General features: G+C 40.0%; 15 protein-coding genes and 1 pseudogene. 7 read left to right on the plus strand and 9 right to left on the minus strand.

Annotated elements, in window-relative coordinates; translation table 11 throughout:
- Positions 1-2,184 carry a malate synthase G gene (locus PNIG_RS16860; RefSeq protein ID WP_011329703.1) on the minus strand — a complete coding sequence of 728 codons (2,184 nt, stop codon included), beginning with the start codon at positions 2,182-2,184 and terminating at the stop codon, positions 1-3.
- A gap of 238 nt (positions 2,185-2,422) precedes the next feature.
- Between PNIG_RS16860 and PNIG_RS16865 the strand changes: the two genes are divergently transcribed.
- On the plus strand, positions 2,423-4,024 hold the full coding sequence (locus PNIG_RS16865) for an isocitrate lyase (protein WP_089369025.1): 1,602 nt from the start codon (positions 2,423-2,425) through the stop codon (positions 4,022-4,024).
- A gap of 1,115 nt (positions 4,025-5,139) precedes the next feature.
- Here PNIG_RS16865 and PNIG_RS16870 read toward each other — a convergent pair.
- Positions 5,140-6,888, minus strand: a complete 1,749-nt coding sequence (locus tag PNIG_RS16870) for a S9 family peptidase (protein WP_226898108.1) — start codon at positions 6,886-6,888, stop codon at positions 5,140-5,142.
- 140 nt (positions 6,889-7,028) lie between these two features.
- Positions 7,029-7,442, minus strand: coding sequence for an IS200/IS605 family transposase (gene tnpA / locus PNIG_RS16875; RefSeq protein WP_089369026.1), 414 nt, complete (start codon positions 7,440-7,442; stop codon positions 7,029-7,031).
- Between the two features lie 37 nt (positions 7,443-7,479).
- On the opposite strand from tnpA, the gene PNIG_RS16880 reads away from it, so the two are divergent.
- Positions 7,480-8,694, plus strand: coding sequence for an RNA-guided endonuclease InsQ/TnpB family protein (locus PNIG_RS16880; RefSeq protein ID WP_024605726.1), 1,215 nt, complete (start codon positions 7,480-7,482; stop codon positions 8,692-8,694).
- A gap of 48 nt (positions 8,695-8,742) precedes the next feature.
- Here PNIG_RS16880 and PNIG_RS16885 read toward each other — a convergent pair.
- The 6 genes and pseudogenes from PNIG_RS16885 to PNIG_RS16910 all read right to left on the minus strand — a co-directional run.
- Positions 8,743-8,949: pseudogene (locus tag PNIG_RS16885) on the minus strand (S9 family peptidase); the annotation flags it as partial.
- Between the two features lie 152 nt (positions 8,950-9,101).
- Positions 9,102-9,830: a 5-oxoprolinase subunit PxpA gene (locus PNIG_RS16890; RefSeq protein WP_089369027.1), complete on the minus strand. Its 729-nt coding sequence runs from the start codon at positions 9,828-9,830 to the stop codon at positions 9,102-9,104.
- Positions 9,831-9,841: 11 nt separating this feature from the next.
- The gene (locus PNIG_RS16895) at positions 9,842-11,641 is read right to left on the minus strand and encodes a glycoside hydrolase family 3 protein (RefSeq protein WP_089369028.1); all 1,800 of its coding nucleotides are present in this window, start codon (positions 11,639-11,641) and stop codon (positions 9,842-9,844) included.
- A gap of 196 nt (positions 11,642-11,837) precedes the next feature.
- Positions 11,838-12,623 (minus strand): heme ABC transporter ATP-binding protein, encoded by a 786-nt coding sequence (locus PNIG_RS16900; RefSeq protein ID WP_089369029.1) that lies wholly within the window; start codon positions 12,621-12,623, stop codon positions 11,838-11,840.
- Positions 12,624-13,679 (minus strand): FecCD family ABC transporter permease, encoded by a 1,056-nt coding sequence (locus tag PNIG_RS16905; protein ID WP_011329709.1) that lies wholly within the window; start codon positions 13,677-13,679, stop codon positions 12,624-12,626. It abuts the gene before it with no gap.
- A 5-nt stretch (positions 13,680-13,684) separates the two neighbouring features.
- Complete coding sequence (locus PNIG_RS16910; RefSeq protein WP_089369030.1) at positions 13,685-14,602, minus strand: heme/hemin ABC transporter substrate-binding protein; 918 nt, start codon at positions 14,600-14,602, stop codon at positions 13,685-13,687.
- 124 nt (positions 14,603-14,726) lie between these two features.
- Between PNIG_RS16910 and PNIG_RS16915 the strand changes: the two genes are divergently transcribed.
- From PNIG_RS16915 to PNIG_RS16935, 5 genes are all read left to right on the plus strand, one after another.
- Positions 14,727-15,422 carry an energy transducer TonB gene (locus PNIG_RS16915; protein WP_157696012.1) on the plus strand — a complete coding sequence of 232 codons (696 nt, stop codon included), beginning with the start codon at positions 14,727-14,729 and terminating at the stop codon, positions 15,420-15,422.
- A gap of 14 nt (positions 15,423-15,436) precedes the next feature.
- Entirely contained in the window at positions 15,437-15,988 is a 552-nt protein-coding gene (locus PNIG_RS16920) for a MotA/TolQ/ExbB proton channel family protein (RefSeq protein WP_011329712.1), read from the plus strand.
- Positions 15,981-16,394 (plus strand): biopolymer transporter ExbD, encoded by a 414-nt coding sequence (locus PNIG_RS16925; RefSeq protein ID WP_089369032.1) that lies wholly within the window; start codon positions 15,981-15,983, stop codon positions 16,392-16,394. The genes PNIG_RS16920 and PNIG_RS16925 overlap by 8 nt, the downstream gene beginning before the upstream one ends.
- Before the next feature lie 146 nt (positions 16,395-16,540).
- Positions 16,541-18,628 carry a TonB-dependent receptor domain-containing protein gene (locus tag PNIG_RS16930; RefSeq protein WP_089369033.1) on the plus strand — a complete coding sequence of 696 codons (2,088 nt, stop codon included), beginning with the start codon at positions 16,541-16,543 and terminating at the stop codon, positions 18,626-18,628.
- 45 nt (positions 18,629-18,673) lie between these two features.
- Positions 18,674-19,726 (plus strand): hemin-degrading factor, encoded by a 1,053-nt coding sequence (locus PNIG_RS16935; RefSeq protein ID WP_089369034.1) that lies wholly within the window; start codon positions 18,674-18,676, stop codon positions 19,724-19,726.
- Positions 19,727-20,313: the final 587 nt, after the last annotated feature.

Raw genomic sequence — 20,313 nt, forward strand, 5'->3', positions numbered from 1 at the left:
TTAAGTACCCTGCTGCGCTTTATATTTTAAGCGGTAGCTGTGCAATAAAGGCTCAGTGTAGCCACTTGGTTGCTTAGCTCCTTCTAACACTAAGGCTAGTGCAGCTTGGTAGGCAATATTATTAGCAAGTGATTGCTCACTAATTGCCATAGGCTTATAAGCACTGTCGTGTTCATTTTGGCCATCTACCACTTTTGCCATTTTAGCCATGGTTGATCTAATTTGTTGCTCGCTGCAAATACCATGATGCAGCCAGTTAGCCATATGTTGGCTTGAAATACGCAGTGTTGCTCTGTCTTCCATAAGGCCAATGTGGTTTATGTCGGGCACTTTAGAGCAGCCAATCCCTTGGTCAATCCAGCGTACTACATAACCTAAAATACCTTGGGCGTTGTTTTCAAGCTCGGTTTTAATATCTTCTTTGCTAAGTAGCTCAGGCTCGTCCATTAATGGCGGGGTAAGTAGCTCATCTAGGCTGGCAATAGCACGCTTTGCAATGCTTTGCTGCTCGCTAAATACATCTACATCATGATAATGCATAGCATGCAGAGTTGCTGCAGTAGGGGAGGGCACCCACGCGGTATTAGCACCTGATTTAGGATGAGCTATTTTTTGCTCCATCATTAATGCCATTTTATCGGGCATAGCCCACATACCTTTACCTATTTGTGCTTTATGGCTTAAGCCACAAGCCAAACCAATGTCTACGTTGCGATCTTCGTAGGCGCTGATCCACGGCTCTAATTTAATAGCGGCTTTAGGCAGTACCACACCGGCGTGCATTGAGGTATGAATTTCATCACCTGTTCTATCTAAAAATCCGGTATTAATAAATACTACACGCTCTTTTGCTGCATGAATACAGGCTTTTAGGTTAGCTGAAGTACGGCGCTCTTCATCCATAATGCCCATTTTAATGGTGTTTTTTTCTAAGCCAAGTGCTTCTTCAACCATGTTAAATAGCGTGTTAGTTAATGCCACTTCTTCAGGACCATGCATTTTAGGTTTTACAATATTTATACTTTGCGCACTGGAGTTTTTAAGCGCACTGCTAGAATTTAAATCATGCAGCGCCGCTGTTGCAGTAAACATGGCGTCCATAATGCCTTCAAACACATCGTTACCGCTTACGTCGGTAATTGCTGGATTGGTCATTAGGTGGCCTACATTGCGCACAAACATCATGCTGCGGCCTTTTAAGCTTAGGGTTTCACCATTTAGCGCCGTATATTGTCGATCGCTTTGCAGGGTACGTTCAACTGTGTTATCGCCTTTTTTAAACGATTCAACTAAGTTGCCTTGCATTAAACCTAACCAGTTTTTATAAACTTGTACTTTATCCTCTGCATCAACCGCAGCTATAGAATCCTCGCAGTCCATAATAGTGGTAAGTGCAGCTTCAAGTACCACATCTTTTAAGCCAGCTTTATCTGCTTGGCCTATTGGGTGATGGTGATCTATATGTAGCTCAAGGTGTAGGCCATTATTTTTGAGCAAAATAACGCTAGGGTTTTGTGCTTCACCTTGGTAACCCACTAATTGCTCAGGCTTTTTTAGTTTGGTTTGTGAGCTGTCGCGTAGAGTAATTGACAGCGCACCGTCAACAACAGAATAATTAGTGCTCTCTATATGCGAGCCGTTTTCTAGTGGCAAGGCTTTATCTAAAAACTGCCTCGCGTATGCCATTACTTTAAAGCCACGAACTGAGTTATAAGTACGGCCTTTTTCGGCACCATCTTCTTCGCTTAGTACATCAGTGCCGTATAGGGCATCGTATAACGAACCCCAACGTGCGTTTGCAGCATTAAGTGCAAAGCGTGCATTGCTTACCGGCACTACTAGCTGTGGTCCCGCTGTTTGTGCTATTTCGGGCTCAACATTCTTTGTTTCAATACTAAAATTTTCAGGTTCGTTTACAAGGTAACCTATGTCGGTTAAAAACGTCTGGTACTGGGCTTTATCCCAGCTTTTATTAGCCAGATGATACTCATCAATTTGCTGTTGTAGCTGTTCGCGTTTAGCAAGTAGAGCTCTATTTACTGGCGTTAATGTTTGTACAATATGCGCAAAGCGCTGCCAAAATTGCTGCTCATTTAAATGTGTACCAGGTAATAGCTGGTTTTTAACAAAGTCAGCTAGTTGGTTGTCTACGCTGAGTCCTGAGTGAGTGAGAGTATGGGGCATTTTAATAATCCTTAAACGGTCGCGATATTGTAAATTTTAGTGTGCGTAGTGTAACCATAACGTAAAAAAGAGGGGTTGAGTGCATTTTACTCATTCATGATATGTATAGCCGCAATAACAACTATAAATTTACTAAATCTGAAAAATAAGCCTAATGTTTAATTAAGCGCTGCAGAGCAACTAAAGCAGTCACTCTCATAACACTATAATAATTTACCCCGTTCAAAGGATTTTAATTATGACTACATATAAAAGCGAAACAGATACATTAGCAACACTTTGTAAAAAACAAGGTAGTGCATGGAAAACCATTAACCCTGAATATGCAACACGTATGCGTTTACAAAATCGCTTTCGTACTGGGGTAGAAATTGCACAGTTTACTGCTGACATTATGCGTGAAGACATGGCCGCATACGACGCAGATACAAGCCAGTACACTCAGTCTTTAGGTTGTTGGCATGGATTTACTGCGCAACAAATGATGATGGCTATTAAGCGCCATCAAAAAACAACTAAGCGTAGTTATGTATACTTAAGTGGCTGGATGGTTGCGGCACTTCGTTCAGAGTTTGGTCCGCTTCCGGATCAAAGTATGCACGAAAAAACCTCAGTTCCGGCACTAATTGAAGAAATTTACACCTTTTTAAAGCAAGCCGATGCACGTGAACTAGACCATTTATTTAATGACCTAGATGCAGCTAAAGCAAACGGCGGCGACGTACAAGCGGTACTAGATAAAATTGATAACTTTGAAACGCACGTAGTGCCAATTATTGCTGATATTGATGCCGGTTTTGGTAACGAAGAAGCGACTTACCTACTCGCTAAAAAAATGATTGAAGCAGGTGCTTGTGCAATTCAAATCGAAAACCAAGTGTCTGACGCTAAGCAATGTGGCCACCAAGCAGGTAAAGTAACCGTACCGCACGAAGACTTTTTAGCTAAAATTAACGCAGTACGTTACGCATTTTTAGAACTGGGCATTGATAACGGTATTATTGTTGCGCGTACCGATTCACTAGGCGCCAGCCTAACGCAAAAAGTACCGGTTTCACAAACTCCAGGTGACTTAGCTAGCCAGTACAATGCATTTTTAGAAACTACGCCAATTAACGGTGTTGATGACTTAAATGAAGGCGACACTGCAATGAAGCTTAATGGCCAACTTTGCAAACCAACGCGCCTTGATAATGGTTTATTCCAGTTCCGCGAAGGTACAGAAAAAGACCGCGTAGTACTAGATTGTGTAACTAGCCTACAGTCGGGTGCAGATTTACTGTGGATTGAAACCGAAAAACCACATGTTAAGCAAATTGCTGAGCTGGTTAATCGTGTTAAAGAGCAAGTGCCAGATGCTAAGCTTGTTTATAACAACTCACCGTCGTTTAACTGGACACTTAAGTTTCGTGAGCAAGTGTATCAAGAATGGCAAGAAGCGGGCCGTGACCTTAGCGCTTACCCAAGCTTGGGTGACAATAAAGGCCTTATGGCACCAGAAATGGATGCTACCGAGCTTGCAGTAGCAGCCGATTTACTAGTACAAAACTTCCAACGTGATGGTGCACGTGAAGCCGGTATTTTCCATCACTTAATCACATTGCCAACGTACCATACAGCAGCATTAAGTACGGATATTTTGTCAGAAGGTTACTTTGGTGACTTAGGCATGCTGGCTTATGTACGTGATGTACAGCGTCAAGAGATTCGTCGCGAACAAGCGTCTGTTAAGCACCAAGACCTTGCAGGCTCTAACATTGGCGATACACACAAAGAGTACTTCTCTGGTGATAATGCGCTTAAAGCCGGTGGTGAAGATAACACCATGAACCAATTCTAATTCAACTAGATAGTGTTACGTAAAGGGCCGAAAGGCCCTTTTTTTATGCGTATAATTAAGTAACCTGTCTGTGGGTAATAAAGCTAGCTTTAGTCGCTTTTTGACGTTAACTGCATTGAATTTGTTTGCAATAGGCCAGCTATGGGCGCGTAAAGCTGCCTTGTTTCCTCCCCACTCCTCAAAAACCTCTGATTAAAGAAAATAAAATTATCATTACAGTTTAATACTTTAGTAAACCTTTTAACCAGTTCAGTTAAGTAGCTACCCACAACAGATCAGTATTTAACTAGCTGGCTATAATTACGGATCAGAGTTTAACCAAGCTTAGTGTAAAGCCCATTATTTAACCTTTTTAGCACTTTTATGGCTTTATAAACTGTAAATAAAGGCCATAAGTGACTGATTTTAGCTTTTTGAGTGAACACTCACCTTATAATAAACCGATTTTTTACTAACTTGAGCAATCCACAAAACACTTTTTTACTAACTGAGGGCCTATAAACACTAGCTCAAACCGGTTTTTTACCAACTCAGTGGGTATTTAATTGTATAAACCGAAATTTTACCAACTCAAATAATAGTTAAGTCCGATACTTAAGCTAGGCATTAAGATAGCTTAAGTATTAGTAAGCATTTAGATGGCTTTATCTCTATATTGCTGATGTTAGCGTGTAGGTGAATATAGTTAAAGTGGACTATATCCCTAAAGGGGTAGTGAGTACTTTTTGGCTATATTAACCTGATCTCCGGATAATAAACTTATCTCAAGCAGCTATTTTCAGCGCTAACTGCGTTGAATTTACTTGCAATAGGCCAGCTATTGACGCGTAAATTCGCCTTGTTTTCACTGAAAACCTCTGGCTAGAGAAAATAAAATTAAATATAAATATGATTCAATACGTTAGTAAATCTCTTAACCAGAGTTCAGGTTAATTAACTTGCCGCGGCGTTTGTGGTTTGCCTTGGTGTTACTATTAAAAATACCTAATCTGAGTTTAGGTTACTTACTGTAAACCCCCTTTACACTTATTGGTAATGCAAAAAAGCCACTTTAAAAAAGTGGCTTTAACTTACATACCAAGGGGTATGTTTAGGTTATTTAGTGTGTTTATAGATTACCATTGAATATAGGCAACTTTAGCCATTAAATTAGACGGACGAGCGGTAATACCATGTGATGCATCGGGAATACGTACCATAGCGGTTTCAACACCTTGTAGCTTTAATGCTTGATAAAACTGTTCGGTTTCTGAAATCGGTGTACGGAAATCAGATTCACCAGTTAGTAGCATAGTGGGTGTTTTTACATTGCCGACATAACTAATTGGCGAGCGTTTCATATAATGTTCTATATGATCCCACGGCTTACCCGGAAACCAATAGTCAGCAAAGAACGGGTAAAAGTCGGCAGTTAGTACAAAACTGATCCAGTTAATTACAGGTTTAGCAACCACGGCTGCGGCAAAACGGTCGGTATGGCCAACTATCCACGCGGTAAGTACGCCGCCACCAGAGCCACCGGTAACAAACAATTTAGACTCATCAATAAAACCTTTGGCAATTAAAGCATCTACTCCAGTCATTAAGTCGTCATAATCGTTACTTGGGTAATTATGATGAATAGTTTGTGCAAACTCTTTGCCGTAAGAGTCACTCCCGCGAGGGTTCATATACAATACAACGTTCCCCTTAGCCGCATATAATTGTACCTCGGCGCTAAAGTGCGGGCCGTAATTGGCTACCGGGCCACCATGAATTTCAAGAATTAATGGGTACTTTTTATTACTGTCAAAACCAGGCGGGTAGGCTACCCAAGCTTGAATTGGCAGTTGATCGTGGCTCGATTTAAGCCATAGTTCTTCTACCTTGGCTAGTTGTTTATGCCCCAGCGAGTTGTCATTTAAACTTGTTAAGCGCTGTGCTTTACCACGTTTAATTGCCGCTACATCGGCAGGGCGCTGCGTGTCGGCTAGGGTAAACACAATTTCGTCATCTTCGCTCACATCAAAGTCGCCACCAGAATAAGGACGACCAAAGGAAACGCTGCCAATTTTTTCGGTAATAACTTTACGTGAACCGCTACGAGGTTGGTACGCTAACGTGGTTTGCCCTTGATCAGCGTAACTAAAGTAAATGCCTTTAGAGTTACCGCTCCATTTTATTTTAGCTACGCTGCGGTCTAAGTCAGCAGTTAAATTAGTTGTTTTACCCGAACGTAGGTCGCGAATATACAATTGGGTGTTTTCGTAATTAGTTTGTTTATCATCGTAACCGGTATACGCAAGATAGCGGCCATTAGGCGATACTTGAGGTTGGCGGTCGGGGCCGTTTCTATCGGTTACAGCGGTTACTTCAAGCGTAATTAAATTAAGTTTATATACTTCGCTGTTAGTTGGCTTTAACAAGTAATTGTTATGCCTATTAGCCGAAAAATATAACGCTTTTTTATCTTTACTAAAGCTAACTTCGCCGCCGTTATTAAATTCATCAAAGGTAAGTTGTTTAGCATTGCCGCCATTTGCGTCAATAATAAATAATTGCTCAAAGCCCTTTTTAGAGTAACCAGCACCATCAGCACGATAATACACGTCGTCAATATATTTAGCTGGCTCTGACCAAGTAGCGCCTTCAGGTTTACCAGGTAAGTTAATGGGTGAGCTTGATGTGGTGGCAACAAACATACTAAATGCGAGTTGCTTAGCATCTGGGCTCCAGCTTAGCGCTTTTGGCGTACTTGTAAGGTTACTTATTTTGCTAACCGCGCCAGTTTTAAGCCATTTCATGTAAATTTGGTTGCTACCGTCACGGTTTGAAATAAACGCTAAACGAGAGCCGTCCGGCGACAACTTTGGCGAATGATCCATATGTACGCCAGAAGTAAGCGGTTGAATTTGTCGTGTTTTATATTCTACCCAATAGCGCCAAGTGCTCCATCTAAATCTAATGAGCCAAAGCGAGTTAATTTAGGTGGTGGTGAAAGGCGCACCACCACGAAGTGGTGGCTTTAATCAAATCCTTCCTGCTGAGCTAAATATTGCTTCACGATTTCAAGTGGTGCACCTCCGCAACTAACCAGACAATAACTTCTGCTGTAAAAAACTGGCTTCCAGTAAAACTCACCCAAGTGTTCGGAAAACTCCTTTCGCACAAGTCTTGATGTAGCAGTTTTTAAACTGTTCACCATTTTACTTGGTTGCATCTTGGGATTAGCAGAAATTAAAAGGTGAAGGTGATCTGGCTCACCATTGCACTCCAAAAGCTCACAATCCCAAGATTTTAACAACCTTTTGTACTGAGATTCTAAGTACGCGGCAACCTCTGGCGTGATACAGCGACGACGATATTTAGTTACAAGAACTAAATGATAGTGAATATTATAAACGCTGTAATACAGCGTTTTTAGGGCTTGTTTTTTCATAATATTTTTTCATAACCACTAAATATAATTAGTTGTTATGAAAAAAGCAATCCGTAAAGTTACATATAAAATGAAATCATCAGTTTCTCAAGAAGAATCGCTGATGGATTTGTTTGTCCACCATCACCAGTTGTACAACTGGGCTTTACGTGATCGCATCGAAACATATCGTGATTCTAATTACAGTCTTAACTTTCACGAACAGTGCAAAATCAACACTCTGTGGCGTAATAATCGTAAAGCGCATGGCATTTTCAATGCTAATGCTCAGAGTGAGCAAGTCACATTAAAACGTGTTGCACTGGCTTTTGACGGTTTTTTTAGACGGCTCAAAAAAGGTGATAAGAAAGCTGGATTCCCACGTTTTAAACCATTTCAACGCTTTAAAGGTTGGGGCTACAAGGCTCATGGTGATGGTTGGAAGCTCAACCTGAAAGAAAAAAAGCATGGTGCTGTTTATTTGGCTGATGTTGGTATCGTTAAGATCCGAGGTAAAGCTAGAAACACAGGAGGCAAGCCGAAAACTGCCGAAATCATCCGAAAGAATGGTGAGTGGTTCATTTCAGTTTCAATGGAGTATGACACCATTGAGAGAAACTGTGGCACTAAAGCTGTTGGCTTGGATTGGGGTGTTTCTCATTACTTTTCGACTATCGATCAGGATGGTAATTTTGAGCAAGTCGAAAACCCCCGTTACCTCAGAAACAGCAAAGAGCGATTAACCTCTTTACAACGTGACCTCGCGTTAGCGAAAAAAGGCACTCGCACCCAGCGAAAATTAAAGCATCAAATTGCCAAACTCCACCAGAAAATCGCCCGTCAAAGACTCGATTTTACTCATAAAGAAACTGCAAAATTAGTTGAAGTGGCGGCATTGATCGCCACCGAAAAACTCACCGTTAAGAACATGACTCGTAGTGCCAAAGGTACTGTCGAGAAAAACGGAAAAATGGTGAAACAAAAGGCTGGTCTGAATCGGGAAATTCTGAACACCGCGCCAGCCATGACTCTTAATTTGCTGCGATACAAAGCGGAAGAAGCTAGTAGCGAATTTGTTGAAGTACCAACAAAGCAAGTTAAGCCAAGTCAAACCTGTCCAGACTGCGGAGCTAAGAAGAAGAAATCCTTAGCAGACCGCTGGCACTCATGCGAATGTGGTTGTGAGAAGCCCCGCGATGTAGCCAGTGCGCAAGTTAACTTAAACTGGGCGTTAGGTATTCAGGCTGGGAACCAGCCTAAAAAGGTAGCTTAGGCTTTCTTTTTGAAACTCCTTCAAAACGCGCAGCGTTTAGTGGGAGTTGTTCATTGTCCAAATATTACCTATTTTACGGTCGGTTTTTATATCCATTCTGTTACGTACAAAATAAACTGTTTTACCGTCTTTGGTAATGTCTAGCTGGTTAGCGTATTCAAGCGTAAATACATCTTCTAACTGTAGGGTGCTGCTATTGGCAAAGGCAAGATTACCCGTGCTTATTAATAGACTAAGCGCAAAAAATGTTTTCATTTAAAATCCCTGTGGTTGTTAATAATAATAGTTATATGTTAGAGAGTTTAAAAATAATAGCTAGGGCGATGAAGTAATTGCGTGGGTAGACTGAATCTGTAAAACGGTTCGGCTGTAAAGGGGGTTTACAGCTGAACATATTAAATAATGCTTTACCGTTTACACAATAATTTTATTTGTTGAATGAGTGCAATACCGGCAGGGTTATCGCCGTGAACGCATAAACTATCGGCATTTAAAATTAACTTTTTACCTGAACGCGTAGTTACACTACCATCAGCTAACAGTTGCTTTACTTGCTCGATTAAAGCTTGCTCGTTATGCACACTACCTGCTAACTGCCTTGACACTAAAAGCCCTTCGTCGGTGTATTGTCTGTCGGCAAAGGCTTCTAATATTAATTTTATCCCTAAAGTGTCGGCCATTTTTTGATGCTTTTTAGCATCAGCCGTTGCTAAAATCATTAATTTTAATGGGCTAGGGTAGTGTGCTACCGCGCTCATTACGCTAGTTAAAAGCTGCTCGTTAAGCATCATATCGTTATAAAGTGCGCCATGGGGCTTAACATAACTAAGGCTTAAGCCTTGTACTTTGGCCATACCTTCTAGCGCAGCAATTTGATAGTGCAGACAATTTGTAAGCTCGCTTGCACTAAGTGCCATAGATCGTCTGCCAAAACCTTGTTGATCTGGGTAGCTAGGATGAGCGCCAATTTGTACCTTATGCTGTTTTGCCAGCTTGAGCGTATTTGCCATTACATCGGCATCACCCGCATGAAAACCACAAGCGATGTTAGCCATATTAATGTGCGGCATAACCTCTTCATCTAAGCCCATTTTCCAAGCACCAAAGCTTTCACCTAAATCGCAATTTAATAGCATTTAAGTTCTCCTTACTTTTTTATTGTTACAGGCAAAGTGCCATTAGCTGGCAATTTTCCTAACAGTACGTGTGCTAAAGCGGTAAATGCGGGGCCTGTTACAATATCGTTTTTATCGTGATCAATATTATAGGCATACGATGCAAGTACAGCATGCGCATAATCGCTAAACTCAGCAATGTCGTAAGGCGCTCTTAGGCTAATAAATACCGTGTTTTTATTTTGCTTTTTGGCCACTTTTAATAACGACTCAAGTGCTTTTGGTTGCTGTGCGTTGCTAAGTGCAAATTGAGGATCGTTTTTTAAATCATCCATACCGCCAATTTCTACCGCACTTTGATTTGGCGTTGCATTGCCCGCTATAACAACATCGGCTTTATTAATGTCTGTGTGCGCTTGTTGCGGATCAAAGCCTTGCAAGCTGCTACAAGTATAGTTAAGCGTATGTTTACTAATGCTTTGCAGGGCTTGTTGTAGTGCCATACATTTGCGGGTGTCGGGCATTATAATATGTATATGTTGCCCGGCTTTAAGTGTAAGTGGCAGTGTATTGTGAGTGTTTTTAACTTGTGTAATAGCCTCTACCGCAAGTTGAGCTTCAATATTGCGATGCGCTTTACTACCAATAACATGCTTGGCGTTAACTAGCGCATTAATGGCGTTAAAACTGGTGTTAAGTTTAAACTTACTTTTAAGCGCTGTAATACGCTGCGCCGACTCAGTTATTTCTTGCTGATTAAGTTGCTTAGTTTTAACCGCTGTAACTAAATCTGTAATGAGCTGATCAAGTTTGGTTAAGTCATCTATGCTGCGAATTTCTATTGGCATTAAGGCAATATCGACCCCTGCAGCAAAGGTATTTATAACCGCTTGAGTAGGATTGAAAAAGTGACTAATACCTGCCATATCAAGTGCATCGGTTACTACTACGCCATTATAATTAAGCTCATGGCGTAAAATATCAGTAATTATTTTACGCGACATAGTTGCGGGCTTAATCATGCTTTTACCATCTACACTGGTAAAGGTACTGCTATCAAGCGCAGGGTACTGAATATGTGCGGTCATGATCATGCCAGGGCTTTGCGTGGCAATAATCTGTTTAAAAGGGGCTAGGTCTTGTTGGTAAATAACCTCTTTTGAATGGTTAACTCTAGGTAAGCCCGTATGGCTATCTACGTTAGTGTCGCCGTGGCCCGGAAAATGTTTAAGCGAACTAATAATGCCGTTATTTTCAAATCCAGCAACTTGAGCTGCACCTAAAGTTGCAACGCGCTTAGGATCCTCGCCAAACGAGCGTACATTAATAACGGGGTTATCTGGGTTCATATTTACGTCGATTGAAGGCGCATAATTAACGTTAATACCCAAAGCACTTAGCTCGGTGGCCATTACTTTAGCGGTTTGCGCGGCAAAATAACTGTCGTGTTTTTCAAAAGTAGCACCAATCGACATATTACCGGTAAACGAGGTTGCTACATCGCGCGGTAGGCGTGCAACACGGCCGCCTTCTTGATCTACCGAAATAAACAAAGGTAATGCCGAACTCGATTTACTTGCAGCATGTTGTAATTGTTGGTTAAGGGTAATTATTTGTTCAATAGATTGGGTGTTTTCAGAAAATAAAATCACCCCGCCAATATTGTATTTACTAATGGCGTTTGCCAGTTCATTGGGTAATTGAGTCATTGGCGTTCGGCACTGTTTGCTTGCACCTTGATGACAAAAATAGCGAAAGTCGAGTAATAGCTTTTGGCCAAGTTGTTGTTCAAGCGTAAGCGCAGGTTGAGCTATAGAAGATTGTAATGGCATTAAACACCCGATTAAAAAAGCAATAGACGATACAGCATACTTATTTAGCAAAACACACTCCAAAGCTAAATAAAATAGATAAGTGCATGCAGCTTATCTATTTTTTAGTGCAACTGCAAAGCAGATACGCAATAGCGGTGCGTTTAAGTCTTATTGATTTTTAAAGCTGAATAAACGCTGATATTAGTTAAGTATTTTAGTAACACATTTGAATGTGTGGCATAGCCTCGCTGGTGTTATTTTCAAGCCTGGCGTTAATATTATATACCCGTTTAAGTAGCGCAGGGGTAAGCACTTCTTTTGGTGTACCACATGCTGCTACCTCGCCATTATTAAGCATGTAAATTCGATCTGCAAAACTGGCAGCAAGCGATAGGTCGTGGATCACGGCAACTACTCCTGCGCCTTGGCTAGCAATACTTTTAGCTTGAGCCATTACATCGTATTGATGAAAAATATCTAAGCTAGAGGTGGGCTCGTCAATTAGTAAGTAAGGTGTTTTATTGGCAACTAGGCTAGGCTGAATTTGGCATAATACCCGCGCAAGTTGTACGCGTTGTTTTTCTCCGCCAGAGAGTTGTGTAAAGGTATGGGTTTTTAAGTGCGTTACACTAAGTGCTTGCATTACTTGCTCTGAAAAATGCATAAGCTGCTGTTTACTATAGTCTGCTTGATGGGCAAAGTGCGCCATATCAACCACTTCAGCTACGCTAAATGGAAAGTCGAGTTCGTAATTTTGCGTAAGCACAGCGCGTAATGTAGCCAAACTTGCTATTGAGTAGTCGCTAAGCAAGCGGTCATTAAGCGTAATATCGCCATTATTAATTTTTATATCGCCGCATAAAGCTTTTAATAACGACGATTTACCCGCCCCATTAGGGCCTATAATTACCACTAACTCGTTAGGTTTTACATAAAAGTTAATATGCTTGAGTAGTTTTTTTTGCCCAATTTGGGCCGATACATTATTAGCGCACAGCATTTATAAGCTCCGTTGCTGATAAGTTTTTAGCAACATAATTAAAAAGAAAGGGCCACCAATAGCACTGGTTATTAAGCCAATAGGTAACTCTGCAGGGAGCATTACAGTGCGTGCAAATAAATCAGCAAAGCTTAATAGCAGCGCGCCGCCTAAAATACTTGCTGGCATTAAGTAACGATGATCGGGCCCTAAAACAAGCCTTACAATATGCGGCACAATAAAACCAACAAAACCAATAATACCGGTAATAGAGACAGCTGCTCCGGTGCACAATGCCGTGCAAATAAATACCTGCTTTTTAAGCCGCGTTACATTAATACCTAAGTGTTTAGCTTGCGCTTCGCCTAGTAAATATAAATTAAGAGGTTTTGCTAGGCGTAGTAATAAAACCACACTCAAAACAATAATACATAAAGAGGGCAGCATCATTGCAAAGTGATTACCGGCTAAAGAACCCATACTCCAAAATGTTAAATCGCGCAGTTGTTGCTCGTTACTAATTAATGTAAGCCCACCAATGAGCGATCCCACAATGGCATTAACAGCAATACCAGCTAGTAATAAGCTAATAATTGTAAACTGACCACTGTGAGCGCTTAATCTATAAATAAATACACATACACTAATACAGCCAATAAATGCGCCAACCGGTACCGCATAAACGCCCAAGGTACTGCTAAAGTTAGCAAATAAACTACTGCCTAATACTATAGTGGCTACAGCGCCAAGTGCTGCACCACTCGACACACCAATTAAACCCGGATCGGCTAATGGGTTTCTAAAAATTGCCTGCATAGCACAGCCACACGCGGCTAACCCTGCACCTACCACCATGGCTAACACTATGCGTGGTAAGCGTATTTGCCAAATAATAGCGTTTTTTAAGCTATCAGTTTCAAGCTGGTTAATTATTGCGACTATTTCACTCAAGCTTAAATTTACGCCCCCTTTACTTAGTGCAATAAAAAACATAAAAACACAGGCTAAAAATAAACAGGGAATGGCCATTTTTCGCTGTTTTTGTTCGGTTAATAGCGTACTTCCTAATGCCAGCATAGTTATTACTCACTTAGCTCAATGTTAGGTTGAGAGGTTTTAGCAAAGCGAAACTTATACGTTGTAGGTAATTTAGCATTAGGGTGTAAAACACTTGCAAGCTCAACTACCGCTTGTGGTGTACGTGGGCCCATGCCTAATAAATAACTGCCATCGAAGCTATAAACTTGCTTATTTTTAACTGCATTAGAGAACTTAAAATGTGCTAGTTTTGAGACGTTTTCCATAGGGGTGTCGCCGTGTCGTCCCATAGTAATAATTGCGTCTGGATTAAGAGCAAGGGCCGCTTCAGTTGAAAGCGGTTTCCAATTTTGTATATGCTCTGCTGCAATATTAATTGCTCCAGCGGCATTTATTAATTCATTTGCAGAGGTATTTGCCCCGGCTACAATAGGTTGCCCGCTGCGTACATTAAGAATAAATAGTACTCTCGGCTTATAAGTACTTTGTTGTAAAACAGTGTTTAAAGCAGCTCTGTCTATTGCCAAACTATTTGCAAGTTGCTCTCCCTTTTTAGGTACATTGAGTAAACGTGCAATGTGTTTTATTTTAGCTTCAATACCTAAAAAGTTATCTTCTTGTGTAAGTATGGTCATGTTTATTCCCGTACTTTTTAGCTGCTCTACTACCTTTTGAGGTCCTGTGTCGGCTTCGCCTAAGAGTAAATCTGGGCTGAGCGATAATATCCCCTCTGTACTTATTTTTCGTACGTACCCTATTTGCGGTTTTTTAGTCGCAGCACTTGGAAATACACTGGTGCTGTCTACACCTACAATACGATGCTGCTCATTAAAGGCATAAATAATTTCAGTTATTGAGCCTCCCGAAACAACAATTCTTTGTGCCGAGAATGGAGCTGAATTACTGCTACAAGCAAATGTTAACAAGGTAAGCGTAATTAAATATGTGAATAGGGGTTTCATAACAAATCCAATGTTGATATTATCAATAAACACGAACAATAACAGTTATCATTTATATTTAAAAGCTATGAAGTTTACTATTTTTATATTACTGTCAGCAGTTGCTCATTATATTGGGTTGTTTATGCAACCTGCTCCCCCTAAAGCTATGACATTTTCGCAGGGGCAAAAAGCCGATCGTGTAGCAATTAATATTATTAACTCAACCCAGGTTAACGCCAGTAAAGTAGCTAAAAAAATACCAGCTGAGCCAAAACTAACAGCGCCTGTGGTTAAAAACGATAATGTTAGTACTGAGTTTTCGGGCACCAAGCAGCACCTTAAAATAGTAAAAAAAACACCTAAAAATATAAAAAAAATAATAGATAACCCGCCAAAAAAACCAGCTAAAGCCAAACCGGTTAACATAGCTAAAAGCACTGAACATAAAAAGTCTGTAAAAAATGCCCCTGCAAACAAAAATAAAATAAAGCCTGCTGCGCCCAGTTCTAGTACCACAAAACTAAGTAACCAGCACTCTGCTACTAATCAATTAGTTACCGTAACCGAATTACCATTATTTAAAGCCCCTAAGCCAATATTAACGTATCCGTTACGGGCTAAAAAAAGAGGTTACGAAGGGGTTACGTTATTACAAATTGAGTTGAATAAGCAGGGGCATATAGCAAAATTAACTGTGTTAAAAAGCAGCGGATTTACTGAGCTCGACAAAGCTGCTTTAAATAATGTAGCGCAGTGGCAGTTTCATCCTGTTGTTAAAAATAACCACCCGATAAAAGCACGATTTAGCGTGCCAATTCGGTTTTCGTTAAACGTATAACAAAGAGTAATAACATGCAGTCAACTTTTAATGCGGTAGGTATTATGGCTTGGCCATTACTATTGGTGTCAATTATAGCTTTGGCTATTGTGCTGGAGCGCAGCACTATTTTAATTATTGCTAAGTGGCAATTAAAGCAACATAAACTAGGGACAAGTCAATTTGCAATTACGCTGCAAGCTAAGCAGTTGCTGCACAGTGAGCAACGTTTGCAATGGTGTCAATTGTATTTACAAGACTGCTTAATTGATTGGCGAAAACGGCTAAACATATTGAGCTTATTGGCCTCTTTAAGCCCTTTAATGGGGTTACTTGGTACTGTGTGGGGGTTGGTCGTTATGTTTAAACGTATTGCCGAAACTAACCAAGCGGTTACGCCTGCTTTACTAGCTGATGGCTTGTGGGAAGCTATGTATTCAACTATGGCTGGATTAGTTATTGCTATTCCATGTTTATTAGTTAGCGGCTTATTAAACACCATACTAGAAGGGTTACAAAATGATTTTACAAGAATTATCAATCATTTAAATTATAAGTTTACCTATAGTGACTCACCTTATGCTTAGCTTGCCACCGCGTAATACAGCGGCGCAATTAGTGCCAGACTTAACCGCTTTGCTTGATGTGTTATTTATTTTATTGGTTTTTTTATTACTTACAGCAGCGGTTAAGTTAAATATGCTTGATGTAACGCTTCCCGATACAGGTAAAAACACCAGCACACCGGTACAACAAGCAGATGTACAGGTGCTTAGTATTCGGTTAGAGCATAATAAGCTTCAATACGCCCTCGAAAAAGAATCATTTACTACGTTAAATGAAGCGATTAACGCCTTAAAAAACAGTAAAGAAAGCTTACCTCTGTATTTAGCGGTTGATCAGCAAGTACCTAGCGGCGAATTAGTAAAGCTATTAGCTAAACTTTCTGCTGAAAAGTATCAAGTTGCAAATATTTTAGTTAAAAGCGATTGATAACTATTATCATTTAATGTTTATTTTGTTATAGTCAAGTTGCTTTAGGCAGTAGGGGCTAACCCAAAGCGTTATGTAATTTTTTTGCATTCAATATAAGTAGAGCAAAAGAGTAAACAAAATATAATTATTAAATGGAGTAAATAATGCGTATTACCAAACTGGCAGCTTGCCTTGCCACTCTGTCTTCGCCCTTAATGGCAGCTGATCTTGAAAACCCTAACCACACTAATATGCCGGTTACAGCACTTGATGCCGTAACCGTTACGGCAACCCGTACCGCAAAGTCTGCACTAAATTCAGCTCAAGCCGTTAATGTTATTAACGCAGAACAAATAGAGCAAGTACTTGCTAGTAGCGTATTCGACAGCCTTATTAGTATTCCTAACGTTACTGCAACCGGTGGCCCACGTAATATGGGACAAAAGTTTAATGTACGTGGTTTTAGTGACGCAGAAGATGTGTTGATAAGTGTAGATGGTGCAATTCAAACATTTGAAAAGTATCGAATGGGAAGTTTTTTTTCAGATCCTGAACTTTATCGCTCTGTAAATGTTAAACGTGGACCAAGTACTGTTTTGCATGGCGGTGGTGCTTTAGGTGGTGTGGTAGAAATGGAACTTAAAGATGCCAGCGACTTTTTAGCACCGGGTGAGCAAGGTGGCGTTAAAGTTAAGCTAGGTCACCATGGCAATAATAATGAAAATAACGGTACCGTATATGCTTATGCACGCCCTACTGACTCATTAGATATACTTACTTCGTACGTAAAGCGCAGCAGTGACGACTTTAAGTTATCAAATGGTGAAACGCTCGATAATTCGGGTATTGAGGCCGAATCGTTGCTTTTAAAAGCTGAATATTACTTAAACGAAGACTCCTTAATTGGATTGTCGTATACAAAAAGTGAAGACAATCAGCGCACCGAGTTTAATACTACCGATCCTGGCGCATGGGGTACGGTATATAGAGAAATTGAACAATCGGTTACTAATTTAAGCTATGAGCTTAACCCCGCCAATAATCCTTATGTAAATTTAACAGCACGCTTAGGGCGCACCCAAAGTCAGGTTGTTGAAAGTGATGGTTCAGGCACTTTAAAAGATTTTATTGGCTTAGAGTCTAACTACGAATACAACATAACTACACTTGATATTGCGAATACATCTTTAATTAAACAGCATACTTTAACCTATGGCATGCAGTATTCTGAAAAAGATCGAGTGGGAACCAAGTTAAGTTATCCATGCCTTAATTTAGACATGCAAACTTATCAATGTATTGATTATGCAGAGCAAGCAATACAAGACGAAATAACATCTCAGCCCGGAGGTACTCAAAAACGTATAGGCGTTTACCTACAAGACGAATTTACTTGGCAGGCATTAACGCTTACCACAGGGCTACGTTATGAAAAGTATAAAACCACAGCAACCTCTAGCTTTGCCAACTCATTTAATAATTTAGATACCGATGTTGATCACTCTCAAGTGGTGCCTGCATTAACCGCTCACTATCAAATTAATAACCAGCTAGCTGTTTTTTCAAGTTATCAGCAAGGATTTAGAGCCCCATTAATAGATGAGCTTTATGATCAATATGGTGGCCGTGATCCGGCACTCGAACTTAAAGTAGAAAACAGCACCAATAAAGAAATAGGTGCGAGTTACCAAAACCAAAACATATTTACAAACAGAGATGCTTTAACTGCCCGTGTTATTTATTTTAAAGTAAAAATAGATGACGAAATTCAATCAAACACCAATATAGCCACTAATCCCGAACCCGCAGCGCGTTATAACAATAGTGGCGAAAACCAACGAGACGGCATTGAGTTTGAAATTAATTATGCACATACCTTAGGTTATGCCAACTTTTCTTATAGTCGAATATCAGGTGAAAACCAAAACAATGAACCACTTTGGTATTTACCAGCAGATAAATTTGCACTAAGTAGCGGGTTAAACTTTTTTAACGACGTGCTAAAAACAGGCTTTAATATTCAACATGTTAATGATCGCACTGTACTTGTAGCAGGTATTGAGCAGCAACATAAAAGTTATGTTTTAGCCGGTATAAACGCCAGTTGGGATATTAACGACAGCTGGAATGCCCGCTTAGCAATAGATAATTTATTTGATAAAGAATACCAAGTTATAGCGGGTACTACAGGCGCCATTGGCGACTATGGTGTTGGCCGTAATATTAAAACGCAAATTAGTTTTAAATTTTAAGTTGCCGTAATGGTCACTTAGGCCATTACCTTTTAGGAGTAAATTATGAATACCTTAGTTAACCAATATCAAACATTAAAAGTAGCGCAGCCCAATATTCGCAGTGTAGATGCCGCCGTACAACTTGGCACCACAGAAGCACAACTTATTGCTTCTCAAGTAGGGCAGCAAGCAATTAAATTAAATATTAATCAAATCGAAAACATTCTCAAAGGGTTAAAAAAGCTAGAACATGTAATGGCACTTACACGCAACGGCGTTGTAGTGAGTGAAATTAAAGGCTGCTACGAAAAACTATATACTTCACAGCGTAATAATAAAAAAATGGGAATAGCAATTAACCCAGGAGGCATAGATTTAAGGTTGTTTTTATCGCAATGGGCCAGTGTATTTGCTGTTAAGTTAAATAACATGGTGAGCATTCAGTGCTTTGATAAACATGGCCGAGCTGTTCATAAAATATTTAATACCGATAAAACTAATTTAACTGCGTATCAGGCGCTAATTAGTAAATATAGCGACCCAGAGCAAAGCACTACATTAGTGGTAGAGCCAATCAAAACCCAAGAGCTTGAGACCACACCGCAAGAAAATATAAATGTAGCAGGCTTTTTAACCGCATGGGAAAACTTGCAAGATGTGCATCATTTTCCGGCATTATTAACCGAGTTTAAAGTAGGCAGAATACAAGCACTTGAACTTGCACAGCCCAATTGGGCACAAGAAATACCAACCGCAAGCTTACCATTAATATTTAGCACGTTAAAAGAGCAGCAAAGCGAGGTAATGATTTTTGTAAATAACAACGCCGCGGTGCAAATATACTCAGGAGCACTCAATAACTTAAAGCAAGTAGGCCCTTGGTATAACGTACTTGATGAAGACTTTAATTTACATATTAAAAGTGAAGGTTTAGCGCGTGCTTTTGTCGTTAAAAAGCCAACAGATAACGGTAATACTGTGGTGCACTCAATAGAGTTTTTTGATGAGAGCAGCAACACAGTGATGACCTTATTTGGCCGCAGGGTTGAAGGTAAAGAGCAACCGAAGCAGTGGATAGCACTGTGTAATAAATTGAGCGACAGTTATAAAAGTTAACTTGATACAACACATTTATAATTATTGTCTACCGATAGGTAGGCAATAATTAACCGGAACTCTGGTTAAGAGATTTATTAACGTATTGAATCATACTTATATTTAAATTTATTTTCTCTAGCCAGAGGCTTTTAGCGAGTTTACGCGTCAATAGCTGGCCTATTGCAAGTAAATTCAACGCAGTTAGCGTTGTAAATAGCTACTTGAGATAGTTTTGTTATCCAAAGCTTAGGTTAATTAGTACTTCACATTATTAAAGTTGGTTAGATTCTTGGTTTTAAAGCAGGTAGTATAAAATGTATTGAATATATTATGCATGCAAGTTGTACGTGAGGTATAGACAGAGTGTTTCACAAACTATTACCAACATTAAACCTCAGGTTTCTTATACTATTACTTGTTTTACTTGCCTCTATTTGCACCTTAGTAAGTAGTTTTTATGCTACTTACCAAGTGCAAAAAGAGCAGTTAATCAACTACACGTTACACAGTAATTACGCTTATGCTAATAAGCTTGCTTCAGCAACAGATAGCTTTCTTGAACATTTGCAGGGTGCATTCTCGTCGGCTTTAGCTACGAGTTAAGC

The sequence above is a fragment of the Pseudoalteromonas nigrifaciens genome, from assembly GCF_002221505.1.
Taxonomy (GTDB): Bacteria; Pseudomonadota; Gammaproteobacteria; order Enterobacterales; family Alteromonadaceae; genus Pseudoalteromonas; species Pseudoalteromonas nigrifaciens.